The following is a 24,894-nucleotide window of genomic DNA, read 5'->3' as shown; positions in this document are numbered from 1 at the left end:
CTCAACATACTTAATCCTTAACTGTTCATATTCACACTTAATGAGACACAATAACCCTCTGTTTGTTAAGTGATTGTGTGTTTTTTAACGCATTGGTATTGAACAAAAAGCGACCTAAGCCGCTCTTGTGCATTTTGATAAGTTTACTTATCAGTCGTTTTAGATTTCTTCGTGCTTATGGACTAGGCCGAAGTCAGCTAAAATGGCATACGCAGCAGGGATCATAAACAACACCAGCAGAGTGGATGCGAAAATACCAAACACGATGGAGATAACCAGTGGTTGGATAACCTGTGCTTGCAAACTGGTTTCAGTCAGTAACGGAAGCAAACCTGCTGCAGTGGTCATTGATGTCAGGAATACTGCTCTAAAGCGTTCCCGACTGGCTTTGACTACTGAGTCGTGCACATTATCCCCTTCATCGACATGATGGCGTATGTACTGAACTAACAGAATCGAGTCATTCACCACAATCCCCGCTAGTGAGACAAAGCCCATCATACTCGGCATACTTAATGAGTGACCGAGTAGGATGTGTCCCCATACCACGCCAATAAAGGCGAGTGGAATCGCAAGCATGACCACGAATGGTTCCAAATAACTGCGGAATTGGTAACTCAGAATCGCAAACACGCCAAACAAACCAAGCAAGAAGCCTTTACCCATTGATGCGCCAGTTTCAGCGGTATCTTTGGCTTCGCCTTCAAAATCAAAGCGAAGACCAGGATACTTTTGCATAAGCTTTGGCGCTTCATCCTGTTGGAACTGACGAATAATGGCGGTTGAGTTGGCTTTCGTATTGTCGATATCGCCGAATACGCTCACGGTGCGCAAGCCATCAATGCGCTGGATTCTTACGTAATTACGTTGGAAATCCAAAGTAGCAATGGTCGCGAGCGGAATTTGACTTCCATCGGACAAGATAATTGGGAAGTTTGCCAATTGCTGTAAGTCACCAGCTTGCGCTTTATCAAGGCGAACTTCGATGGAAATATTTTCTACTCCAACTTGGATTTCGTCTGCGGTTTGGCCAAAGAAAGCCGCGCGCAATTGATTGGCGATGAGTTGGCCGTTAATCCCATAAGCTTCCGCTCCCGGACGCAGTTTAACCAAGACTTCTTCTTTACCCATACGCATGTCATCCAACACGCCATGGACACCGTCAAACTCATTCAAGTATTGCTGAATGTCGATAGAGGCTGCTTTGAGCGCATCAAGATCATCATGTTTCGCTCGAATTTCAATCGCTCGTCCACCCGGCCCCATGGTCGGTTGTTTAAATACCAGCGAGATAGGATCGGCAAGTTCACCAATGTCTTCACGCCATGCATCGACAAATTCATCGATGAGTGTGTTACGACTCTCTGCACCCTGCAAATCCAGACGTACCGTGGCAATGTGAGGGCCAGATTCATTCGCGTCGGCGTTAGCGTTGAATTGACTGGTGATGTGTAGAACCAATGGATTGCCGTCTTCCACTTTCTCTGTCCATTCTTTATCTAGCTTTTGAGCGGAAGCGACGATCTTATCGACGACAGCTTCCGTTTGAGACAGAGAAGAACCCGGAGGAAGAATAATACGCGCTTCTGCAATGTCGCCATCCAATTCAGGGAAGGGTTGGAACTTGAGTAAACCACCTACTAACGTGGCCGCGGAGATAAGAAGCAAGGCAACCACGCCACCCATAAAGGCATAGCGATACTCGACCACTTTATCTACTGCGTTGACCAAGGTGGTGTTGCGGAAGTTTTCAAAAGAAGCGAGCAGCTTTTGTTTGAACTTCGGTGTCTTTCGCTCTTGCTTTTGTTTATGCAGTGAATGAGAAAGGTGGTTAGGTAGGATCAAGAAGGCTTCCACCAAACTCAAACTCAAAACGAGGATCAGAACTTGAGGAACTGCTTTAAGTACCGCACCCATTTCACCTTGCAGGAATAACAAGCTACCAAAAATACACACCGTAGTTAGGAAGGAAGAAATTACCCCCGGCAGTACCTTTTTTACCCCTTTAGTTACGGCATCATCGATCTCTTCTCCTCGGTCGAGGTGAGCGGCAATCGATTCGGCAATAACGATGGCGTCATCCATCATGATACCGATGGCCATGAGTAACCCGACCAAAGACATGATGTTGATGGACAGGCCAAGTTGCGCCATCAAAAATAACCCACCCAAGAAGGCAACGGGCAAACCAGCCGCGACCCAAAAAGAGTAGCGAAAACTAAAGAACAACCACATGGTGGCGAAGACCAGAATGATACCTTGCCAACCGTTTTTGACCATCATGGTCAGGCGATCCCAAAGTACGGATGAAAGGTCATTGGTCATTTGTAGCATCACACCGTCTGGCGCGATAGCTTGTTGTTCTTCTACAAATTGAGCAACCCGTTCCTTGATACGCAGTGCGTCATCTTCTTTGTTTTTGCTGACTTTTAGTAGGGCAGAAGGGTGACTATCGAAGAGGACTTTCTGTTCGTCCAATTCAAACCGGTCGGTAATCGTCGCAATGTCTCTTAGACGGATGATTGATCCATTTGTACCAGAGCCCACGACAATAGTCTCAAGCTCTTCTGGCGTCACACGTCGTTCATCAAAGCGGATCAGAAAGTTCTTATCTGGCGTCTCGACATTACCACTTGGCAACTTGACGTTCTGACGACCAATCTGCTCAGCAATATCGCCAACACTTAAGCCAAGTTGTCGAATGGCTTGAGTGTCCAACTCTACTCGGTATTGGTGGTCAGAGAAGCCTGCAACTTCAACCAAAGACACATCGTAATCGAGCTTTAATGTGCGCTTAAGTTGTTCTGCGTAAGCTTTTAACTCTGGCCATGTGGTGTCTGCGGTGATCGCGACATCCACAACTGGCTCATTCCAATCTAGCTCTTGTACCACAGGTGATTCAATCTCTTGCGGGAAGTCATTAATCGAGTTGATCTGAGTTTGAACGTCGACCAGCATACGGCCGATGTCGGCTTCTTCATTCAGTTTTAAGATAAGACGCGCAGAGCCTTCAATCGCTTCACATTGCGTTTCTTCAATGTTGGCAAGGCCATCAACAGCATCTTCCATTCGGACACAGATACTCTCTTCGACTTCTTGCGGGGAAGCGCCAGGGTAAACCACACCAGCAAGGATGTAGGGCGGATCAAACTCAGGAAAGGTTTCCCGCTTAATCGTGGAAAGCGAAGAAATCCCCAATATCAGCAGCGTTAGCATCAGCAAGTTGGCTGCTGTTGGATGCTTGGCGAAGAATCGGATCATGAATCAGACTCCTCAATAGCCGTTTCTGACTGTTCAGGTGACTCTTTCAATAGCATGCCGTTAATCGCAGGCAGCAAATCGTTGATGATCAGCTTTTGGCCTTGCTCCAATTCACCATCGATCACCACTTGGTTATTGCGACGATATAACACTTCAACCGTGACGACTTGCAGACGGTTGTCATCTCCCATCAGGTAAATCTTATCGCCATGAAGCGCACGCTCTGGGATGACCCAACTCGGGTTCTCTTGTCCCTCAATTAAGGCACGCACAAACATGCCGTTCACCAATGGAGGCGCAGACGTTGGGTTTAATGCACGGTAGTCTTGTTCAATTTCCAGAATCACACCGGCAGTCGCTTGGCTTGGATCAACCGTTTCGCTGATGCGTGCAACTTTCGCAGGCCAGCTTGCAGAGAGGTTACCGCTGCTGAGTTCAATGTTGGCATGAATCGCATTCATATCAGGTTGTGGAATACCAGATTCATCGCGGACAAACTCACCGATGCTCGCCGCCAAAGTTTGCATGTCATGAATGGATAGTTGAGCTTCCACTTCCATGACATCAATACCATGTCCTGTCACCATGGTTTGTTGGAGGTTAACCACTTGCTTTTTCTCAATTTCTACGTCAGCAATACGCAAATCGTAAGGAAGCGTGATGATGGTTTTATCAAGCGAGCGTTCGGCCTCATCCACTTTTGATGCATTAACTTTAACTAGGGCTTCCGCGACTCGTTTCTCATCCGGCATCAAACCAATTTGATTTTCAATATCCAGCACTAACTTACGTTGAGAGAGCGCGCTTTGCTCTTGCTGATCTACATCCGATTGCGAGGTTAAGCCTTTCTTACGTAGGTTTTGTTTACGGTCTAACTCTTTGTTGGCGATAACCAGACGGTTGGCTTCTATCTTGAGTGTGCTTTTGAGATTCGCTTCTTCTTGGTTCAGCTTAGCCAGAGAGGTTTGAGCAGATTTGAGATCGGCTTGAGCTTGAACCAGTTTCAACTCGTAATCGAGTGGGTCGATTCGCAAGATTTCCGTTCCTGCTTGCAGCACTTGTCCTTTTTCCAGTTGCGGATGACGGTAAACCACTTTACCGGTCACTTCGGCTATCGCTTTCCATTCAACTTTCGGTGCGATTTTACCAAAGCCAATAGCAACAGGTGCAATCGCTTTCAGCTCAAGTGGAATCGTCTCGACCAACCGTGCACGATCTCCAGCGGGTTTTACGGGCAAATCTGGTTTGAGGCTAATCGCCAAAAACAGAATGACGACCCCCACCGCAAGAGCAGGAAAGAACAGCAGCTTTTTATTTATCTTCATATTGGTCGCCCGAGTCTAAAAATCCATGTTTCATCAGTTGTATGTTGTGTTCGAATAATCGGTTCAAGAAGGCTTCAGAAAGTTCAATGCCATGAATGGCGAGCAGTGCTGGTGGTGCCATAAAAGGAAACACCATCAAGCTGATGTAAGAGACGCGACAAAGTTGAGGGTCGGCGTCTTTTCGTAAAACGCCACTGTCAATCAACTTATCAAAGATCACGCCTTGCATTGGCTTGCTGATATCTGCGAAGACTTTTTCGAGCAGTTTGCGTTGGGTTTCCGATGGGGGCATATGCATAACTTGGGCAACTAAGCGTGGGAACTGTGGTACCTTGATCATTTCGCGGTAGTAGGTACGCATTAGATCGAGAAAGTTTTGCTCGTTACTGTTGGATACCAACGTCTGCATCTGCTTTTGCATCGGTGACAGTGTTTCGCGCAACATGGTCTCGAACAGGCCTTCTTTGTTGCCAAAGTAGTAGCGAATCATCGCAACGTTCACGCCTGCTTTCTGCGCGACTAGGCGAGTAGAGACCTTGTCATAAGCCATAATGGTGAAGAGTTCGCGCGCGTGGAAAATCAGTTTTTCCCGTGCGTCGATATTATCTGTGGGTCTTCCCGCCCTTCGATGCGCTTCCGTCACAATCTTCTCTCAAAATATTAAACATTTGATTAATTATAAGACGCTGATTTCTCATGCGACATGTGAAAAATTAATCAGTATTTAATCAAGTGATTAATTTGTGATGAAGAGAAGTAAAAAAGAGCAGAAAGAACTGCTCTTTGAACAAATAGAAAAGTATTTACTTAGGAAGAACGGTCTTGTGAGGCTATATCACCCCCAACTTAACACACTCCAATTCGGTCTGTTGGCGTGTTCTTTTAGTTGTGGGCATGGATTTACCAGATAAGCGTAGTTCGCGTATTCACAAAGCGGTAAATCGTTGATTGAATCGGTATAGAAATGGATTTCGGAATAAGGCTCAGGCTGATTTTCTAGCCACTGTTTTAATCGCGTGACTTTGCCTTCACGATAACTCGGGATACCGTCGATTTCAGCAGTATAACGGTTGTTTTTCTCGATTAAATCAATTCCGAGTGCGGTTGGAATATTAAGACGGCGACCAACGGCTTCCACCAAAAAAGTGACGCTGGCAGAGATGATAACCATATCTATACCATCACGAGACAGTTGCTCAATCAGGGTTTTGGCTTGAGGGAACTGTTTAGGCAAAATATGGCTTTCAACACATTCTTCAACCAAGGCGTTTACTTCTTCAATCGGCATGTTTTCTAGTGGCTTCATGGAGAACGCTAGGTAATCTTCCATGTCCATTTTGCCTTCAGAGTACAAGGCCATTAGACGCTGATCTTCCATAATAAATAAAGGATCAGTCGCGATGCCTTTCTCAACCATAAACTCGTTCCAAATCATTGCGCAGTCAGCGTTTATTAGGGTTTCATCCATATCAAAAACATACAAAGGTTTGGACATGTTTAGGCTCTCACTGGTTGAATTTCGTTTAGGTTAAAGAGTAGTTCTAGTTGGCTGCCATTCGCTAGTAAGCGTTCTGAAGAGCGGTTAAGTAAGTCAACAGTGAGCTCACACTCTTCAACGTTCACTTGATAGCGAATAACATTACCTAGAAGCTGGTGGTTGGTGATCGTACCTACTTGTGGCGCTGAGATGTGGCTATCATATTGACGACCTTGCTCTTTTACATATATAGACTCTGGGCGAATCGCCACTTTCCATTCGGTATCAATGTTGAAGAGTTGCTTGGCTTTATTGGCCTCTACAAGGTTGTAGTGCCCCATGAAACCGGCCACAAACTCGTTAGCAGGATGAGTATAGATTTCTTCAGGTGTTCCTGCTTGAACAATTTCTCCTTTACTCATTAGGAAGATACGATCAGACATAATCATCGCCTCTTCTTGGTCATGAGTTACGAAGATAGTGGTGAGATTCATCTCTTTCTGAATATCTCGGATTTGCTGACGAAGGTGTTTGCGGATTTTGGCATCAAGCGCAGAAAGTGGTTCATCAAGCAATAATATGCGAGGTTTCACCACCAACGCTCGAGCGAGTGCGACACGCTGGCGCTGACCGCCAGAAAGTTGATGCGGATAGTGTTTTTCTTTACCTGCCAGATCCACCAGTTTGATGACTTTAGCCACTTCACGTCGAATATCATCATTCGCAAGCTTTTTCATTTTTAAGCCAAATGCAATGTTGCCTTCGACGGTCATATTGGGAAACAGCGCATACGATTGAAAGACCATCCCAATACCACGCTCTTGCGGGACTTGATGCGTGATATCTTCTCCGTTTACCCAAATCTCGCCTCCATCGACAGGGTTAAGCCCAGCAAGGCTGCGAAGTAGTGTCGATTTACCACAACCGCTAGGGCCTAAAAGCGTAATGAATTCACCTTGCTCGATGTTAAAGTGAATGTCCTCAAATACGGTGTTATCACCAAAACGTTTAGTCAGATTTTTCGCTGTTACGTAGCTCATTGTTTGACTCCTCGGCTGAAACGACTTGCCAACCAAGTCAGTAAAAAAATAAATAGGAAGTAGGTCATCACTAAGGCAGACGTAAAGTGGCCGCTCGTCTGACGCATGTTATACAAGTAGATTTGCAGGGTTTCATAACGTGTGCCGACTAAAATATTGGCGAACACAAACTCTCCCAATAGAAATGAAAATGAAAGGAAAAGCGATGCCATCAGTCCTTTTTTGAGGTTAGGTAAAATGACCATCAAAAACGCTTTGGTTGTGCTTGCCCCTAGCAAGTGTGCAGCGTCCATTAAATCGTTAAGGTTAATTGCTTCGAAGCTATTAGAAATCGCACGATACATGAACGGTAACGCGATGGTGAAGTAAGTACCTACTAGAATCCAAGGAGTACCGATAAGGGAGATTTCACTGTCAGCATAAAGTTGAAGCAAGCCGACGGAGGACACCACTGGTGGTACAGCGAATGGTAGCAAAATCAATACGTTCATGAGCTTATCGAGCTTCGGAAAGTAGTAAAACACCACGAATATCGCTGGCAGAACCAGAAGCACACTGAGGGTTAGCGAAGCAATACAAATAAACAGCGAACGCCCAAACGCTTGCAAAAAGCGTGGGTCGGTCAGCAATTTAACGTACCAATCAAAAGTGAAACCATCTGGAAGCACCGTGGCACCCCAGCGTGATGAAAGCGAATAGACAAAGGTCGCTAAAATCGGGATGAGCATGATCCCAACAATGGAATAAACCACCGTTTTATGGAATCGAGTATTAACGTTGTTCATGACTACTTCCTACCTGCATAGCTTTTCGAAATGAGCCATTGGTTAATCACTGTGATAAAGGCAAGTAACGCCATTAGAATCACTGAAATTGCAGCGGCGAGATTAGGTTCAAGGAACAGGTCTCCCGATACCAGACTCGCAATTCGAATTGTGATGACGTTATAGTTACCGGAGGTCAGCGCATAAACACTCGCATAAGCGCCAATTGCGTTGGCTATTAAGATAATAAAGGTACCGAATAAGGCTGGTGAGAGCACTGGCAGAGCGATTTTCGCCCAATACTGTGATGTTTTGGCTCCCAGTAGCGCAGCTGCTGCTTGCCAATCATCACTCAACGCGTCGAACGCAGGGTAGAGCAACAACACCGCCAGCGGGATTTGGAAGTAGATGTAAATGGCCAGCAGGCCCCATTTACCATAAAGGTCGAAATCACCGAGTAAGCCATACTGCTTGAGCAAAAGGGTAATCGCCCCATTGGTGCCCAAAATAATAATAAAAGCGAATGACAGAGGTACGCCTGCAAAGTTGCTGCTCATGTTTGTAAACGCAATCACACCGTCGCGGACTTTAGAATCGACTCTGCGTAGAGAAGAGACCAACAGAGTCGCAATGGCTAAGCCAAAAATGCTCGACCATACAGCTAACCACAAACTGTTGCCAAACGCCTGCATCATAAAGGCGGAGTCGAGCACTTCAATGTAGTTATCGAAGGCAAACTCGCCATCGTAGATAAAGCTGTTTAACAGTACCCAAATCATCGGTGCGAGTTGAAATAGGTAGAAAAACAGCGCGAAAGGCACCAACCAAATGGCTGGCTTAAAGCGCTTTAACCAAGTACTTGCCAAATTTGAGCGTGATTCGCTGGAGCTTGGGGAGAGGACTGAACTGCTCATAGTGCTAACAATTCCTGAGTGTATGGCTTCGTGTGGTCAAGGTTTAGCAATTGACAAACGGTGCCACAAATATCAGTCTGCTTAATATGACAATCTTGATGGGTAAACTTATCACCAATGACAAACAGGGGAACTTCTCGTTCTTCAGGTAAAATCCCACCGTGAGAAAGATCGTTGTTCATGCCATGATCGCTGGTCACAATGATTTGATACCCATCAGCAAGCCATTGATCGATGTAGTTGGAAAGAATAATGTCTGCACCTCGCGCACAATTGCGGTATTGGCGAGAGTCTAGGCCAAACTTATGTCCTGTATCGTCGATATTCATCGGGTGGATCAGTAAGAAATCAGGTTGATAGTTTCGACGTAAATACTCTGCGTCCAGGAACAAGGCTTCATCAGGATAATGATCCCAATGGTAAAAGTAGCCGTGCTGGATATTCAGGGTTTCATCATGCGTGAAACGATCGCGAACAGGTTCAAATGGCGCGCGATTATAAAGCTCACTTACCCAGTGGTAGGCAGCCGCAGCGGTCACTTTTCCTTGGGCTTTTGCCAAACTGAAAATGGAATCGTGTTTGGATAGACGAACGATATTGTTGTTTACGATGCCGCTTTCTACAGGGCGAACGCCCGTTAAAATGCACTCATAAAGTGGGCGAGACATAGAGGGCAGCTCACACTGCACAGGATAAAGCGTTGCGCGAGTTTCTTGTTGGGAACGACTTTGCTCTAGAAGACCATTGAGGTAGCCCATGCAATCACGGGCTACCTGATAGTTCAGTCCATCTAGAACAACAAGGATGACCTTATTGCTCATAACGACTTACTCTTATTGCTGGTGGATTAAGACACTTTCTTGCCATTGACGTGGCAGCTTACGTGCGGACTTTTCCCAAGCTGAGAAGTCAGTCACTGGGTGAACATTGCTGTATTGGTCATTAGCAATTAGCTTGTCTTGCACTGCTTGAGGCAGTGTGATGTTGGTGCGGATTGGACGCGCATAACCTTCTGCTAAGTTGATTTGCCCTTGATCGCTGAAGATGTATTCACGAGCAAGCTTTGCTGCATTAGGGTTCTTCGCGTATTTATTGATTATGGTTGTATAACCAGAAATCACAGAGCCATCTTGAGGAATGCTCACTGTAAAGCGGTCGCGGTCAATTGTGTCGCGGTAGTTCAATGCATTGAAGTCCCACATGATCGCCACTTCCACTTCGCCTTTTTCTAGGTTGGCGATGTTCGGATTGGTAAATGAAAGACGACCTTGCTTCGCGAGTTCAGAAAAGAATTTGAGCGCAGGCTTGAGGTTGGATTCGTCCCCACCGTTGGCGAACGCTGCGGCGAGAACCGCGTTGTTTGCCTGTGCTGCTACGCCTACGTCACCTACGGTCACTTTGTAGTCGCCTTTTAATAGGTCACCCCACGTTTTTGGCGCGTCTTTTACGAGGTTATTGTTGGAGATAAAAGAAATAGTGCCAGTGTAAGCAAGTGCCCAATGACCATCTTCGTCTTTTGCCCAATCTGGGATGTCATTCCAAGTTGTTGGTTTATATGGCTGAGTGACGCCTTTTTTTACCGCTACACGTGCGAAGGCAAAGCCTACGTCACCAATGTCTGCGGTCGCGTTTTTCTTCTCAGCTTCGAATTTTGCGATTTCTTGAGCCGAGCTCATATCCGTGTCTTGGTGCTTAAGGTTGTAATTTGACTTTAAATCAGCCCAAGTGTCTTTCCAGTTTGCCCAACTGTCAGGCATACCCACACTGTAAACCGCCCCTTCTTTTTGTGCTGCTGCTACCAAAGATTCAATATCGGCTTCTTTCGCTACTGTTGGCGTAGCGAGCGTTACCGCAATGATTGCCGCTGGTGCGGTAATTGAACGACTTAGCAAAGTTTTCATTGTCTCCATCCTTCTGGACTAGGTCAGTAAGTTCGCTTTGTATGCTATGGATGGAATGTGACGATTTAGCGCAAGTAATTTGACAGTTTTGCTGATTTTATATGGCACTTATATTTCATACGTTCAGTATGTGTTCTGTTGATTAATGTCATATTTTTGTTACGTAAACGCCTTATGTTATTCGTCAAATTATCGTTGGACTAGATCAGAATGAGAGCGACAGGCACCGGACAATTTGGTACTCAATTAGGAAAAATTAGAAGCAGCTTAAAACAGCAGATTCTTTCCGGCATCATGTCGGAAGGACAAAAACTGCCGTCAGAGAGAGAGCTCAGTGAGCTGTTTTCTACAACTCGAATCACTATCAAAGATGCGTTGGTGTCTTTAGAAACTGAAGGTCTTATTTATCGAGAAGAGCGCCGGGGTTGGTATGTATCTCCTGAGCGTATCTGTTACAACCCGTTGTCTCGTTCTCACTTCCATCAGATGATTCGAGAGCAGCATCGTATTGCAGAAACCAAGTTACTCAACGTGCGAAGTGAAATGGCCGCAGGTGAGTATGCCAAATCGTTAGAGGTTGAGCGAATTACCCCAATTTATGTGATTGAACGGTTACGTTTTATTGATGGGCGAGCGGTATTGTTTGTTGAGAACGTGCTCAAAGCGGCACTGTTTGAGGGTATATTGTCTGAGAACCTCACCATGTCCCTGACGGGCATTTATCGTGAGAAGTATGGTTACGAGACAAAGCGCTCTCGTTTTGATGTGATTCCCACGTCAGCTCCTGCTCATGTCGCTAAGGCGTTGAACCTAGCTGAAGGACAACCCGTTCTGAAAATTCGGCGGGTAAACTACAAACAAGATGGGCATTTAATGGACTGCGAATTCGAGTATTGGCGTCCAGACGCAGTGATGATTCGCATTGATAGCGTAGGATAAAGCGCAGAATTAAAAAGAGCCCAATGAAGGGCTCTTTTTCGCATATTGGTTAGAGAGGCGGTTTAAACGAGGCCTTGCTCTTTTGCCATTCTGCTTGCAATGCCGGGTGCTTTCCAAATGCTTGGCAGCAAAATGAAAGACACAGGCACGGCAGTAATTACAATGAAAGACTGCAATGCAGAAATACCACCAGAGCCCATTGAGATAAGCGCAATAGCGACAATACCCATAATCAGACCCCAGAACGAGCGAATCACTGCGTTTGGTTCTGTTGAGCCCGTCATCACTACACTGATTGTGTAAGTCATCGAGTCACCCGTCGTCACGATAAATGTTGTCGTTAAGATCAGGAACAGAACCGAAATGATCATTGGGTAAGGTAATTCACCAGTAATCGCTAGCAGTGCTGCGGGCAAGTTAAAGCCTTCAAACGCAGATGAAATCAAACCAGGGTTATCAAGTTCAAACGCAAGGCCACTGCCACCAACGATACTAAACCAGAAGCAAGTAATCAGCGGTGCCGCGATGCTAATAGACATGATTAATTGGCGAATTGTACGACCACGAGAGATACGAGCAATAAAGATCGCCATCATTGGGCCATAACCGATAAACCAACCCCAGAAGAATACTGTCCACCAACTTAGCCAGCCTGTATCACCACGGTAAAGTGCCATAGGGAAGAAGTTATCCACCATACGACCAACGCCTTGCACGTAGCCATCAACGATAAAGCTTGTCGGCCCGAAGAACAGGATGTAACCAATTAATAGTACAGACAAAATGATGTTGTAACGACTGACGATTTGAATACCCTTGCTCAAACCGCTCAGTGCGGAAAGGGTATACATCAGGATCGCCGCCATGATAACCATGCTTTGCGTTACGAACGTATCTGGCAGGCCAAACAATGAGTTTAGCGCGTAGCTAATTTGTAAACCTAAGAAGCCGATAGGACCGATGGTTCCTGCTGCTACGGCAATGATGCTACATGCGTCAGCAACATCACCAATCCAGCCTTTAATGGCTTTATCACCAAAAACAGGGTAAAGCAGAGTACGCGGCTTAAGAGGCAGGCCTTTATCGTAATGCAAGTGCATTAAGACAATGGAAGATAGACCACCAAGGATCGCCCAAGCTAAGAAGCCCCAGTGCATAAAAGACTGAGATAGGGCATTGATTGCGGCAGTTTTCGGTGAAGCTTCCCCGTATAGAGGCGGAGCAGTCACAAAGTGCGCGATAGGCTCAGCAGCGGCCCAGAACACACCACCACCTGCAAGTAGAGTACAGAGTACGATTGACAACCACTTAAAGTTATCAATATCAGGTTTCGCTAGACCACCTAGGCGCACATAACCAGTGCGACCAAACGCAAGAGCCAAACCAATTAGGAAATTCAGAAGAAGCAGTACTTGCCAGTAAGCTCCGAAATATTTAGTAGCAAAGCCGAAGCCGGTGTTAACCATTGCGGTTAGAGAGTCGGTATTCGTTAGAGCAAGTAAAACGAATAGAGTGAGGAAGCTACCACTTAACCAAAAGACAGGATTGGTGAGTTCGAGGCGCTTGAGTAAAGATGGGGGATGAATAGCAGAATAGTCAGCATCCTGAATAGGCGCTGTGTGGGAGGCGGCATTCGTCATATTTGACATAATTACTTCGCTTTTTAGGGCTATGAAGCCGTGCATTTCCCCTCACATCGTTTCAACGAAAAGTGTGAGGATGTTCAAAAAGCCGATGATGTTAACATGTCGAAGTTGCAAATATAACCTTAGATTTCGATTAATTTTTAACAGGTTAGCCAAGTTGCTGATTTTTGGGTAGAGATCAAAAGAAAGAGTTTTTACGTGAAATGCACCGCATTTCGTATGTAATTAACATTTCCCTTATTTTTGCATGGGTTTATCAGGATTACATTGAGAAAACATGTTTTTCCCAAGCTAAGGTTTAACTCGATGGCTCACTTCGAACTTAACGGGCAGTGGATGCTTACCTCGCCACAGCGTCCCAATCTTGAAATTCCAATGTTTATTCCGGGCGATAATGTGTCGGCGCTTTTACAAGCAGAGCAGATTCCAGATCCTTATTTTGCCGATAATGAAAACAAAGTTCGATGGATTGAAGAGTGTGAGTGGCATATCTCACGTGAGTTTGACGTCGACGCGTTTACGTTGTCTGCCAAGCAAATTTGGATGACGCTAACTCGTGTCGATACATTGGCAACCTTCTATGTTAATGGTGAGTTAGCACTAACTTGCAGCAACATGTTTACCCAGCAACGTGTGGATATTAAACCGCATTTAAAGCAAGGTACTAACACGATTCGGGTTGAGTTTGCTCGGGTGGATTTAGAAGGTATCGCAAGAGCAAAAAAACTGCCATTTCCTATTCCATCGGCAATGGGCAACAACCAAATTCCACACATGAACTTGATCCGCAAAACACAGTGCCATTCCGGATGGGACTGGGGCATTTGCTTGATGGTATCGGGTATTTACGACCCCATTCAAATCGACATTGTGAATGAGCTTTGGCTCAAAGGCTTCTCGACAGAGCAGCAATGGCAAGCCGATGGGAGTGTGTTTCTTGATGTAGTAGTTGAAGTGGAAACGGACAGTCAACGCCATGAAATGATGGTTGAATTTAATGGTGAGCGTCAATGTATTCAAACAAAAGGAAATGGTCATTATCATTGCCAGTTCCACATTTTGGAGCCTCAACGCTGGTGGCCATCGGGTTATGGCGAAGCGTATCTCTATCCCATTACCATTTCTTGCAGAGAGCAAAAGTTAACGCACAACATTGGTTTGCGTCAGCTAACTCTAAATAATCAAGCTGATGAGCACGGCTCTGCAATGGAATTTATCGTCAATGGCGTACCGATTAATGCTAAAGGTGCCAACTGGATCCCTATTGACGCAATGCCGGGGCGAGAGTGCGAAACACGTTATCGCAACCTTTTGCAAAGTGCGGTTGACGCCAACATGAACATGATTCGCGTATGGGGCGGTGGTCAGTACGAGAGTGAAATCTTTTATAACCTTTGTGATGAACTTGGCTTGTTGGTGTGGCAAGACATGATGTTCGCCTGCTCGTTGTACCCATCAAACGACGAGTTTTTAAAAGAGGTAGAAGAAGAACTTAGATTCCAAATCCCGAGGCTCAAGGAGCACCCATCAATCGCACTTTGGTGTGGTGACAATGAAGTGATTGGAGCTATTGGTTGGTATGACGAATCTAAGCGCAGTAAAGTCAAATACACGGTTAACTACGATCGCCTCAACCGCATGATTGAGAAGGAGATTACCGAGCAAGATAGCACTCGCCGTTTCTGGCCAAGTTCCCCATGTAATGGTGAACTGGATTTCGGTGATGCGTGGCATGATGATAGTAAAGGCGATATGCACTTTTGGGACGTTTGGCATTCAGGAAAATCATTCAGTGCCTACCTTGACGTGAATCCTCGTTTTTGCTCTGAGTTTGGTTTTCAATCTTGGCCATCTTTTGCTGAAGTTAAGCGGTTTGTCCCTGAGCAAGACTGGAATATTACATCCCCAACTTTCGAACAACATCAGAAGAACCCTCGAGGTAATAGTATTATCACAGAGATGTTCACGCGCTATTTTCGTTTTCCCTCTGGATTCGAGAGCATGCTGTATTTAAGTCAAGTTCAGCAGGCAATCGCGATCAAAACTGCATGCGATCATTGGCGTGCCATTTCTCCAGTTTGTCGCGGCATGCTGTACTGGCAACTCAACGACAATTGGCCTGTCAGTTCTTGGTCTAGTTTGGAATACAGTGGTCGATGGAAGCAGTTGCACTACCATGCGAAGCGATTTTTTGCGCCACAGTATTTGGTATTTTCCGAGCATACGCCTACATTTGCTCAATGATGCCAAAGAGTCCGCAAGCGTCAACACACTGCTTAAGTGGGTAGATTGGCAAGGGGAAGAAAAGCAATGTTGGAGCTTAGAACAAACAGTCATAGCAGACAGCAATACGATTTTGTGGCAATTGGATGAATCGATCGAGAAGGATGAACTTACGTCAGGCTTCTTCTATGTTGAAGCGCAAATCGGTGAAGACAGAATAAGCAACACATGGTTTAGTACTCACGAGCTAAAAACCTTGCCGATAGCGAAAGCCAATATAGATGTCTCTATTGAAGGGAGGCGAATTACATTGATTGCGGATAAGCCTGCGTTTTTTGTTCATTTGGAGAGTGATGCTGATGGAAGGTTCAGTGACTCTAGCTTTACTCTGTTGGTCAACGTTCCAATGACGGTTGAGTATTTAGGTGATGATGTTTTAGGTATGCAGCAGTCGTTGAGGGTATACCACCTTAATGATTAAAGCGGGCATAGAACATCTATATGCTGATAACTAAAAAGGGAGCGTTTGCTCCCTTTTTAGTTACCAAGTATCCGTTATTAAGCTCAGGTTGAGACAGAAGACTATTTAAGTTTCTGATGGACCCGATAGCTAACGACAAAGCCAATGTAGAATAGTGCAGCAAGAGTAATCACTGCCGTCGCGTACGCCAGCAGGCTGTTTAACCCTAAACCAAAAGCCAGAGTGAAGGCGATACCATGAATGGCTTCCGCAGGGATTCGGTACCAAGCAGCGTGGACGGAAGATCCGAAGAGGATAAAGGTACTAAGTAAGACAATCGTGCCGCCTATAAAGCCGACCCATCTGCTGTTGTTCATGTTGCAGTCTCAGGGGTTACCGAGGTAACGTAACAAAATATTTCAGAGTCGTATTATACAACCGATCATCGCGAAAAGCGCTAGAGAAATTTCGCGGATAAAACAGAGTGTTTTAATTCGAACAAAAGAATACGACCATAGCCAACTTAATACAGGAATAACAAAACATGTTGAGATTTATACAACGTCGCCGCATTAAGAAAGTGATTAAGCTAATGAGTACCAGATTGATAGTGGGATACGGCAGTCGTGAGTACTTTTCGGTTGGTCAGGTAAAGACGAGCACCAGCGAGTTAAGCTTAAGCGCGTGCCAACAAAAAATTGCGTTGGCGTTGTATGCGAATCCGCAAGATCTTGATTTGGAAAACCAACCAGAATTGCAAGCCATCCGCTCAGACGTGGCGCATGATTTCTTTTCTGGTGCCGATTATACCGCTCAAGATGTGCTTAATTTACTCGGCTCTGGTGGCTGGAAAGGCGGTCGAATGGAAGATGGAATGTCTCATCATTTTGGTATGCACAGTCGCTATTAAAAACATGCGTTAATTTTATAAATTCGATAAATATTTTTGCTGTTAAAGATTAATTAAATTTTCTTTCAATTGGGTAACAATTACCTAATTATGCACCCGAATCCCAGCGCGTCGCTGGACTGGTTGGATTGCATACCATGAAATTAATCATCAAAGGATTGGGGCTGAGTGCTCTTGTGCTCAGCATGTTTGCTCATGCAGATAGCAAAACGTTGAACGTTTATGCATGGGGTGGCTATTTGCCGGAATCATCGTTAAAAGCGTTTGAAAAACAAGAAGGCGTTACGATTAATTATTCGACCTTTGAGAATAATGAATCAATGTACACCAAGCTAAAATTGCTAAAAGGTTCTGGCTACGATGTGGTTTTTGCTTCTGCGTACTTCATTGAAAAAATGGGGCGAGAAGGGCTGCTTTCGAAAATAGATCACGCTCAAGTGCCAAACATGCAAGACACAATGGACGGTTTACTTGGCCAAGCGCACGATCCGAAAAATGATTACTCGCTGCCTTATATTTGGGGCATTACCGGGATCAGCTACAACGAATCCATGGTTGAGCAACCAGTGACCAAATGGGCAGACTTATGGGAGTCTCAATACGAACAACAAGTCATGTTGATCGATGACGTGCGCGATGTGTTTGGTATGGCGCTTAAGAAAAATGGCCATAGCGTGAATACAAAAGACGAAGCTGAAATCGAACAGGCTTTTGATTCTCTAGTTGCGCTGAAAAACAACGTATTACTGTATAACTCAGATGCGCCGCAAGTCCCTTACGTGTCCGGTGAAACATCGGTCGGCATGCAATGGAACGGCAACGCATTCCAAGGGCAGGTTGAAATGCCTGAACTGAAGTTCGTGATGCCGGAAGAGGGCGCGGTATTGTGGATGGACAACTTCACTATTCCGTCTGGCAGTAAAAACAAAGCATTGGCGCATAAATTTATTAACTTCATGTACCAATCAGAGAACCAAGCGGAAATCGTGACCAGTTTGGGTTATGCGTCGGCAACAAACGCTGGGCGTGACAAATTGCCAGAAGAGTTGAAAAATAACCGTACTATTTTCCCTTCATCAGAAGACATGAAAAAAGGCGAGTTTATTAATGATGTTGGCGCAGAAACGTTAGCGATTTACGAAAAGTACTGGCAACGTTTAAGAACGCAATAAGCAACGTCTTTGCCTATTGTTAGGCTTAAAATCGTTCAAATTTGGATTCCCCTCATCACGAAAGTGGTGAGGGGAATTTTTTTATAGGTTTTGTACTGCGAGTGTTGCTACGCGGCACGCTTTACGAGGCAGAAGTGCTTTTTACCGCGTTGCAGTAACCAATATTGATCAAACAGTGGGAAGCTTAAACTCGGGTTATCAGCCGCCACTTTTTCACCGTTTACACTGATGGCGTTGTTGCTGATGTGTTCGCGTGCAACACGCTTCGAACTTGCTAAGCCCGACTCAATCAACAGCTCAACCAAATCTTGTTGTGTGCTCTCAATGCTTGGTAAACCATCCAACTCCAACTGTTTTAATTCACCCAAACTCAGTTGTTGCACATTACCGCTGAATAAAGCTTGAGTGATACGCTCGGCACTGGCTAGGCCTTCTTCGCCATGAACAAATCGCGTCATTTCTTCAGCGAGAATACGTTGTGCTTGTGGCTTACCTTGGCTTGCTTGGTCTTGCGCTTCAATGCTGGCAATTTCTTCGCAGCTCAAGAATGTGTAGTAACGCAAGAAGTGGTAAACGTCGGCGTCTTCTGCGCCAAGCCAGAACTGGTAGAACGCGTAAGGAGAGGTCTTGCTAGGATCTAGCCATACTGCACCACCTTCAGTTTTGCCAAATTTGGTGCCATCGGATTTGGTGATCAGCGGCAGAGTTAAGCCAAATACTTGCTCACCATTTTGACGGCGAGTTAAATCGATCCCGCTGACGATGTTTCCCCATTGGTCATTGCCACCGATTTGCAAACGGCAACCGTATCGACGGTTTAGCTCGGCAAAATCATACGATTGCAGTAGGGCGTAGCTAAATTCGGTGAAGGAGATACCTTGGTCAGGTCGTTGCAGGCGTTGTTTTACCGATTCTCGGTTAACCATAGTATTGATCGAGAAGTGCTTACCCACATCGCGGAAGAAGTCGATCACATTGATCGCTTTCATCCAGTCAGCGTTGTTCACCATGATCATCGGCTTGGTCAGTTGGTGATTCATCAACTGCTGAATTTGATTAGAAAGATCGTTAACCCAGCCTGAGACGATTTCCTCTGAGTTCAGACTGCGCTCAGTCGCTTTAAAGCTTGGGTCACCAATCATACCCGTTGCACCGCCAATCAAGGCAACAGCTTGGTGTCCGGCATCTTGAAAGCGCTTAAGCATAATCAAAGGCACGAGGTGGCCGATATGTAAGCTGCCAGCTGTAGGATCGAAGCCGCAGTAAACGGTTTGTGGCTGTAAGAGAAGTGTCTGAATTTCTTCCAAATCGCTGGCTTGTGCAATCAAGCCGCGATCTTGTAAATCTTGCAGTAATGGTGTCGTCATTCTTTTTGTCTGTTTTAGTGGTTGTTACATTCAGACTAAAACGCGACACCTTTTCTCGATATATCCCTTAAGGGACAGTTTTTTATCTTGAATGGAGAATGAGGTGATTGAGGAAAAGCTGGAATAACTCACTCAATGAAGACACATTTAATTGCGAGTAAATTCGCTTTCGATGATTTTTGACCGTGCCTTGAACTAAGTGTAACCGCGCGGCAATTTCTTTTGTGTCAAACCCTTGAGCGAGAAGCGAAGCTACCTCTTGTTCGCGACGGGTGAGTGATTCTACGCCAAACGTTGCTAAAGCTTGCTCAATGGCTAATCGCATACTGCCAGAATAAGCACTCTGTGCAAAAACAGGCTCAGAAAAGGTAAATTCCGTTTGTTTCCAATGCTGCTGACAAAGCGACTGAATTATCGGGAAATAGGGCTTTAGCTTATTGATTTGTTGCTGAGAAAAGTATTTTCCATCAGTCATATATCCGAAGTACAGCATGACCCAACGGCCAGATTCAACTTCGACTAGCATGCTAAGCTCGTCTTTCCACCCTGTTTGATGGTAGAACTGTTCGCAGTAGGAAGTAAAATCAACGCCTTTACGCGCCACGTCTTTGAGCGTAAATACGCCTTGTTGCTTTGTCTCGTTTAGTTTGAGAAAAAAAGGGTCATTTTGAAATGAGTCAGTAAGGTAGCGTTGAAAAAGTAACTCTCGCTCGTTCTCAATTGAGTCGTAGAGATAAATAGGATGTTTACCTTCTCGGTAACCTAAAATAACTGCGCAATCAAAATGAAAAAGAGTGCGAATGACACGCATAAGTTTAGGAGTAAAGTTAGGCGTGTTAAGAGCAGAAATTGCTTCTGCTAGCAGATTATTAAAGTTATTGTCAGGCATGGGATACCGAATTGCAGGTGGTTTTGCGCAAGCATAACCAAAAGCAATCCAACGAGAAAGGGAAGTCGCCATCTTCTGGTGACTTCCATAGAGAAAGTTGCGTAAGTGCTCAGTTTTGAGGAATCATATCCCCGTTAACTTATTGATAAGGGTGCATAACAACGGTTTTATTTAAGCAATTAGTTGCTATGCATTACTGCGAGTTAGTGAGCTCTTCGTTAACCCAATATTTAGAACCAGACACGTTAGCATCGATGAGCAAACCTTTAGCGTTCAACTGATAGACGGCGACGCCGCTGTTAAATTGTTTTGAAAGTTGCTCTGAATCTTCGCCCGCAACAGCAGAGGCTTCACTTGTGGCCTCCCATCCTTCGTTGACGAACGTATCAAAGTCTTCTTTGCTCTCAAACAGAACCACTTGTTGGTAAAATTTGCCGCCAGCCCCAAGTGCAACGCCCAAACCAAACATATTCATATAAGTGCGTTCTTCTGTTTCCTTATTCACTGCGACTCCTGACCCTGAGTTGGTGTGAAACAGCAAAGATAATTTACGAGAATCAAAGACCGCGTAGCCGTACGCGTTGTCGTAAATAGCTTTTGCCTCCGGCTTTTCATTAAATAACTTGAGCAAAGCGCTATCTGCCATTAAGTCCACGGCTTGGCGAGCTTCTTCTGGCGTATCGCCTTCCATCAGCTCATCAATTTTTTTGTCAGCAGCATCTATCCATTCTTTGCTTTTCTCGATGCTGGCTTCTGTCCATTCGCCTGCGGTATTGATCGCTTCCTCGGACCAATTCGTGAAATCTTGCCACGCTTGTTTTGAAAACGCTTTGGTGTCGTCCCAAGCATCTTGGGCAGTATCAGAAACTGCGTCGCCAAGCTCAGACATTTTATTGGAAATTTCATCCCAATCGGCATAAGCAGGGGATGCCAGGAGCATCAATGTAGTAAGGAGTGCGATAGGCTTTTTCATCAAATTCTCTCTGGAGTTATCGATATACCATTCATTTTAGGTCATCAGACTTTGATAATGAAATTGACTAAATGACGAACTTGAGAGAGGAATCACGAACTGATTGTGAAATGACGTGTGAATAACAAAGCCCTCACAAGGGGAGTGTGAGGGCTAGAGTTTATCGTGTGTTACTTGCTGCTAACTTTACCTAGTTTTAACCAAGTATCGATAACCGTATCTGGGTTTAGTGATACAGAGCTAATACCTTGATCCATTAGCCATTCCGCTAGGTCGTCGTGGTCTGATGGGCCTTGACCACAAATACCAACGTATTTGCCTGCTTTTGTTGCTGCATCAATCGCCATCTGAAGCATCACCTTAACCGCTGGGTTACGCTCATCAAATAGATGTGCAACATCGCCAGAGTCACGATCAAGTCCAAGCGTTAGCTGAGTCATGTCGTTTGAGCCAATCGAGAAGCCATCAAAGTACTTTAAGAACTCATCGGCAAGGACCGCGTTGGATGGCAGTTCGCACATCATGATGACTTTAAGACCCTGATCGCCACGGCGCAGATCAAACTTCGCTAGCAAATCAATCACTGATGCTGCTTCGCTTGGTGTACGAACAAATGGGATCATGATTTCAACGTTTTTCAGACCCATTTCGTTACGAACGCGTTTGATTGCTTGAGTTTCTAGCTCGAAGCAGTCTTCAAACACTGGAGAAATGTAACGAGACGCGCCACGGAAGCCAAGCATTGGGTTTTCTTCATGCGGTTCGTATGCTTTACCGCCAACCAAGTTGCTGTATTCATTAGACTTAAAGTCAGACATACGAACAATAACACGTTTCGGCCAAAATGCCGCAGCAATGGTTGCGATACCTTCTGTCAGCTTGCTTACGTAGAAATCGATAGGATCTTTGTAACCACGAATACGCTGAGTGATTTCTGCTTTTAGCTCATCGCTTTGTGCATCAAAGTTAAGTAATGCTTTCGGGTGGATACCAATCATCTTATTGATGATGAATTCAAGACGAGCAAGACCAACACCTTCATTTGGAATTTGTGCGAAGTCAAACGCGCGATCAGGGTTACCCACGTTCATCATCACTTTTGTTGGTAGCAGTGGCAGTTCATCAACAGAAGAGCGTTTTACATCAAATTCAAGTTCACCTTGGTAAACGTAGCCCGTTTCACCTTCAGAACAAGATACTGTCACGGTTGCACCATCGGTTAACTTGCTTGTCGCATCGCCACAGCCAACGATTGCAGGAATACCAAGCTCACGAGCGATGATGGCAGCGTGACAAGTACGGCCACCACGGTTGGTTACGATTGCAGATGCTTTTTTCATCACTGGTTCCCAATCTGGGTCAGTCATGTCTGTAACTAGCACGTCACCTTCTTGGACTAAAGACATTTGGTCCAGAGAGTCAACCAAGCGAACCACGCCTTTACCGATGCGCTGACCGATTGCACGACCTTCAACTAAAACATCCGCTTTGTTTTGTAGCTCGTAGCGCTCAATCACGTTTTGTTCCGTTTGTGAACATACGGTTTCAGGACGCGCTTGAACAATGTACAGCTTGCCATCAATGCCATCTTTTGCCCATTCAATGTCCATTGGACGCTGATAGTGCTTTTCGATGATCATTGCTTGTTTTGCGAGCTCTTTAATCTCGTCGTCGTTCAATGAGAACGTGTTGCGCTCTTCATCAGAAGTATCAACGATGTCAACTTGTTTGCCGATTTCTTGGTTATCTGAGTAGATCATTTTGATCAACTTAGAACCAAATGTTTTCTTAACGATTGGGTGTTCGCCTGCTTCAAGCATTGGCTTGTGAACGTAGAACTCGTCAGGGTTTACTGCACCTTGAACGACCATCTCGCCTAGACCCCATGAAGAGGTGATGAAGACAACTTGGTCGAAACCCGATTCAGTGTCTAGTGTAAACATAACACCCGACGAGGCTTTATCTGAACGCACCATTCGTTGGATACCCGCAGATAGCGAGATGCCACGGTGGTCGAACCCTTGGTGAACGCGGTAAGAAATCGCACGGTCGTTAAATAGAGAAGCGTAAACGTGCTTAGTTGCTTCTAGTACTGCGTCGATGCCTTTCACGTTCAAAAACGTTTCTTGCTGACCAGCAAAAGAAGCATCAGGTAGGTCTTCTGCCGTAGCAGATGAACGAACTGCGACTGAAAGCTCAGGATTGCCTTCGATCAGTTCTTGGTAGTTTTCACGAATTTCTTGTTCAAGGTCCGCAGGGAAAGGGGCCTCTAATACCCATTGACGAATGTTTGCACCTGTCTTACGCAGAGCTTCTACATCTTCAACGTCTAGTTCATCGAGTAATTGGTGAATACGCTCATCCAAACCTTCGTGGTCAAGGAATTGGTTAAACGCGTATGAGGTTGTCGCAAAACCATTTGGTACAGAAACGCCTGCGTTTGCTAGGTTAGAAACCATTTCGCCAAGTGAAGCATTCTTACCGCCGACTTTGTCGACATCATCCATGGATAGGCCATTGAACCAGAGGGTGTTCTTTTGCATGTCTTTCTCCAGAAACATTGCAGCTTAGTAGGGGGACTTAAATCGATCTAAACAATCGCATGTTGGCTGTTATTACACGTTGACCATACATTGCTTCATTTAGATTGATATCAAAGGCAAACGATTACGTTCTGGCTGAAAAAAATTCAAAAGAATTTTTAAAGCTGTGGTGAACCTAACTGAAAGCCAAACTGATTTATTAATATTATGTGTACCATCCTACTCAAAAGATTTTGAAAAATTAAACAGAAATGCAAATAAATAACCAAAGTCGTGATGTGTTCTATGTTTCTGACGGTACGGCGATAACATGTGAGACATTAGGGCATGTTGTTCTCGGTCAATTTCCGTTCATTCCTAACGAAAAAACCTTTCCGTTTGTAGAAAGCCAGGACAAAGCTACTGACGTAGTCAAAGAAATTGAAACTTCCTACCAGCGCAATGGCGTCAAACCTCTGGTCTTTTTCTCAATTGTCGTTCCAGAAGTACGTGAAATGCTGCTTGAAGCGCCGGCATACAGTTACGATGTTTTGGAGAGTATTGTGCAGAAAGTGCAAGACGACATTCAGATGGCACCAAAGCCTAAGTTGCAGCGTTCTCGCAGCGTGGGGAAAGATTCCGACACCTATTTTGACCGTATTGCGGCTATTGAATACACATTGGCGCATGATGATGGCATCACGCTAAAAGGGTTGGAACAAGCCGATATTATCCTGCTGGGAGTATCGCGCAGCGGAAAAACGCCGACTAGCTTGTACATGGCGATGCAATTTGGTTTACGTGTTGTGAACTATCCGTTCATTGCGGAAGATGTGAAGATGATGCGTTTGTTGCCTGAATTTGAGATCCATCGTCATAAGTTGTTTGGGCTGACGATCGATCCCGAGCGCTTGACTGAAATCCGTGAGAATCGTTTGTCTGGAAGTGATTACGCTAGCACAGAGCAGTGCAAGCTGGAGCTAGACACTGTTGAGGCTTTGTTTAGAAGAGAGGCGATCCCATATATCAATACGTCCTCTCTGTCTGTTGAGGAAATTACTACGCGTATTCTGGAAAAAGCAGGAATGAAGCGTCGCTTGTTTGGCTAACA

19 protein-coding genes and 1 pseudogene are annotated in these 24,894 nt (G+C 45.2%); 5 read left to right on the top strand and 15 right to left on the bottom strand.

Translation table 11 applies throughout. The features are described from left to right. Positions 1 to 159 precede the first annotated feature (159 nt). The 9 genes from R7P64_RS08840 to R7P64_RS08800 form a co-directional block, all read right to left on the bottom strand. A complete protein-coding gene (locus tag R7P64_RS08840; RefSeq protein WP_318123396.1) occupies positions 160 to 3,261 on the bottom strand; it encodes an efflux RND transporter permease subunit in 3,102 nt (1,033 codons plus the stop codon). Further along, positions 3,258 to 4,586 carry an efflux RND transporter periplasmic adaptor subunit gene (locus R7P64_RS08835; RefSeq protein WP_042523281.1) on the bottom strand — a complete coding sequence of 443 codons (1,329 nt, stop codon included), beginning with the start codon at positions 4,584 to 4,586 and terminating at the stop codon, positions 3,258 to 3,260. Before R7P64_RS08835 ends, R7P64_RS08840 begins: the two co-directional genes overlap by 4 nt. After that, entirely contained in the window at positions 4,573 to 5,229 is a 657-nt protein-coding gene (locus R7P64_RS08830; protein WP_025767986.1) for a TetR/AcrR family transcriptional regulator, read from the bottom strand. Before R7P64_RS08830 ends, R7P64_RS08835 begins: the two co-directional genes overlap by 14 nt. 192 nt (positions 5,230 to 5,421) lie before the next feature. Next, positions 5,422 to 6,081, bottom strand: a complete 660-nt coding sequence (locus R7P64_RS08825; RefSeq protein ID WP_017633566.1) for an HAD family hydrolase — start codon at positions 6,079 to 6,081, stop codon at positions 5,422 to 5,424. A 2-nt stretch (positions 6,082 to 6,083) separates the two neighbouring features. Further along, entirely contained in the window at positions 6,084 to 7,103 is a 1,020-nt protein-coding gene (locus R7P64_RS08820) for an ABC transporter ATP-binding protein (protein ID WP_005373862.1), read from the bottom strand. Then, positions 7,100 to 7,888, bottom strand: coding sequence for an ABC transporter permease (locus R7P64_RS08815; protein ID WP_017633567.1), 789 nt, complete (start codon positions 7,886 to 7,888; stop codon positions 7,100 to 7,102). The genes R7P64_RS08820 and R7P64_RS08815 overlap by 4 nt, the downstream gene beginning before the upstream one ends. A gap of 2 nt (positions 7,889 to 7,890) precedes the next feature. Continuing rightward, positions 7,891 to 8,781 (bottom strand): ABC transporter permease, encoded by an 891-nt coding sequence (locus R7P64_RS08810; RefSeq protein WP_047102769.1) that lies wholly within the window; start codon positions 8,779 to 8,781, stop codon positions 7,891 to 7,893. Continuing rightward, positions 8,778 to 9,602: an alkaline phosphatase family protein gene (locus R7P64_RS08805; RefSeq protein ID WP_054574544.1), complete on the bottom strand. Its 825-nt coding sequence runs from the start codon at positions 9,600 to 9,602 to the stop codon at positions 8,778 to 8,780. The genes R7P64_RS08810 and R7P64_RS08805 overlap by 4 nt, the downstream gene beginning before the upstream one ends. Positions 9,603 to 9,614: 12 nt before the next feature. Beyond that, positions 9,615 to 10,682, bottom strand: a complete 1,068-nt coding sequence (locus tag R7P64_RS08800) for an ABC transporter substrate-binding protein (protein WP_318123394.1) — start codon at positions 10,680 to 10,682, stop codon at positions 9,615 to 9,617. A 210-nt stretch (positions 10,683 to 10,892) separates the two neighbouring features. Here R7P64_RS08800 and R7P64_RS08795 point away from each other — a divergent pair, with 210 nt between their 5' ends. Then, positions 10,893 to 11,621, top strand: a complete 729-nt coding sequence (locus R7P64_RS08795; protein ID WP_005387087.1) for a UTRA domain-containing protein — start codon at positions 10,893 to 10,895, stop codon at positions 11,619 to 11,621. A gap of 62 nt (positions 11,622 to 11,683) precedes the next feature. Here R7P64_RS08795 and R7P64_RS08790 read toward each other — a convergent pair whose 3' ends face one another. Then, positions 11,684 to 13,270, bottom strand: a complete 1,587-nt coding sequence (locus R7P64_RS08790; protein ID WP_005373846.1) for a BCCT family transporter — start codon at positions 13,268 to 13,270, stop codon at positions 11,684 to 11,686. Between the two features lie 303 nt (positions 13,271 to 13,573). On the opposite strand from R7P64_RS08790, the pseudogene R7P64_RS08785 reads away from it, so the two are divergent. After that, a pseudogene (locus R7P64_RS08785) lies at positions 13,574 to 15,971 on the top strand (glycosyl hydrolase 2 galactose-binding domain-containing protein). Positions 15,972 to 16,072: 101 nt separating this feature from the next. Here the strand turns inward: R7P64_RS08785 and R7P64_RS08780 are convergent. Continuing rightward, positions 16,073 to 16,327 (bottom strand): hypothetical protein, encoded by a 255-nt coding sequence (locus R7P64_RS08780; RefSeq protein WP_005387084.1) that lies wholly within the window; start codon positions 16,325 to 16,327, stop codon positions 16,073 to 16,075. 167 nt (positions 16,328 to 16,494) lie between these two features. On the opposite strand from R7P64_RS08780, the gene R7P64_RS08775 reads away from it, so the two are divergent. Together R7P64_RS08775 and R7P64_RS08770 are read left to right on the top strand one after the other, a co-directional pair. Next, positions 16,495 to 16,860 (top strand): DUF6559 family protein, encoded by a 366-nt coding sequence (locus R7P64_RS08775; RefSeq protein WP_054576155.1) that lies wholly within the window; start codon positions 16,495 to 16,497, stop codon positions 16,858 to 16,860. 137 nt (positions 16,861 to 16,997) lie between these two features. After that, a complete protein-coding gene (locus tag R7P64_RS08770) occupies positions 16,998 to 18,032 on the top strand; it encodes an ABC transporter substrate-binding protein (protein WP_064369399.1) in 1,035 nt (344 codons plus the stop codon). Between the two features lie 107 nt (positions 18,033 to 18,139). Here R7P64_RS08770 and tyrS read toward each other — a convergent pair whose 3' ends face one another. The 4 genes from tyrS to ppsA form a co-directional block, all read right to left on the bottom strand. Next, a complete protein-coding gene (gene tyrS, locus R7P64_RS08765) occupies positions 18,140 to 19,399 on the bottom strand; it encodes a tyrosine--tRNA ligase (protein WP_213969605.1) in 1,260 nt (419 codons plus the stop codon). An 82-nt stretch (positions 19,400 to 19,481) separates the two neighbouring features. Beyond that, positions 19,482 to 20,288, bottom strand: a complete 807-nt coding sequence (locus R7P64_RS08760; RefSeq protein ID WP_021707696.1) for a response regulator transcription factor — start codon at positions 20,286 to 20,288, stop codon at positions 19,482 to 19,484. 193 nt (positions 20,289 to 20,481) lie between these two features. Then, on the bottom strand, positions 20,482 to 21,261 hold the full coding sequence (locus tag R7P64_RS08755; RefSeq protein WP_005373824.1) for a hypothetical protein: 780 nt from the start codon (positions 21,259 to 21,261) through the stop codon (positions 20,482 to 20,484). Positions 21,262 to 21,431: 170 nt separating this feature from the next. Then, positions 21,432 to 23,804 carry a phosphoenolpyruvate synthase gene (gene ppsA, locus R7P64_RS08750; protein ID WP_005373822.1) on the bottom strand — a complete coding sequence of 791 codons (2,373 nt, stop codon included), beginning with the start codon at positions 23,802 to 23,804 and terminating at the stop codon, positions 21,432 to 21,434. A 251-nt stretch (positions 23,805 to 24,055) separates the two neighbouring features. Here ppsA and R7P64_RS08745 point away from each other — a divergent pair, with 251 nt between their 5' ends. Further along, positions 24,056 to 24,892, top strand: coding sequence for a pyruvate, water dikinase regulatory protein (locus tag R7P64_RS08745; RefSeq protein WP_005373820.1), 837 nt, complete (start codon positions 24,056 to 24,058; stop codon positions 24,890 to 24,892). Positions 24,893 to 24,894 lie beyond the last annotated feature (2 nt).

Origin of the sequence: Vibrio sp. 2304 (assembly GCF_033339475.1) — a bacterium.
GTDB classification, from domain to species: Bacteria; Pseudomonadota; Gammaproteobacteria; order Enterobacterales; family Vibrionaceae; genus Vibrio; species Vibrio alginolyticus.
This window is presented reverse-complemented; position numbering and strand designations above follow the sequence as displayed.